The 531-nt window shown below is 56.5% G+C and carries 1 protein-coding gene; it reads right to left on the bottom strand.

The features are described 5' to 3' along the window. The coding region (locus tag PQR42_RS45635) for a carboxylesterase family protein (RefSeq protein ID WP_408394056.1) at positions 1 to 531 on the bottom strand (531 nt) is incomplete at both ends.

Raw genomic sequence — 531 nt, 5'->3', positions numbered from 1 at the left:
TTCATAAAACGCACGTAGGGATTCTCGGGCAGAGCATATCCATCGACAATCGGAGAGAAGTTGGTCACGCCCGGGTCCGTTGCTACGGTCCAGTTGGTCGCTGTCTCCAGTTGCAGTGCAGGCACGGCTCTGAGCTTATCGAGGGTGGCGGCGTTGAATTGCGTACCAAGCGCGATGCCCATCGCCTGCGCATCAGCGTACGGTTTCATTTCACCGTGTTCACTTTCCCAGAACGCGCCGCTTTCTCCAATCGCTTTCTGAAACAGGCCGGCAGCCAGCGGAGATGCCATCAGCAGGCCGACGGCATGAGCGCCGGCAGACTCACCGAAGACGGTGACGTTATCCGGATCGCCGCCAAATGCAGCGATATTGTTTTTGACCCACTGCAACGCGGCAATCGTATCCTCAATGCCGTACATTCCAGACTTGTGCCCGTTGGACTCGGCATCAAGGTCCGGTCTGGACAGGAAACCAAATACGCCCAGCCGATAGTTCAATGTGATCAGTACGACGCCCTTTTTTGCCAGTGAG

It is taken from the genome of Paraburkholderia sediminicola (genome assembly GCF_046027355.1).
GTDB lineage: Bacteria > Pseudomonadota > Gammaproteobacteria > Burkholderiales > Burkholderiaceae > Paraburkholderia > Paraburkholderia sediminicola_B.
Note: the sequence above shows the minus strand (reverse complement) of the source record. Positions and strands in the feature narration are given on the sequence as shown.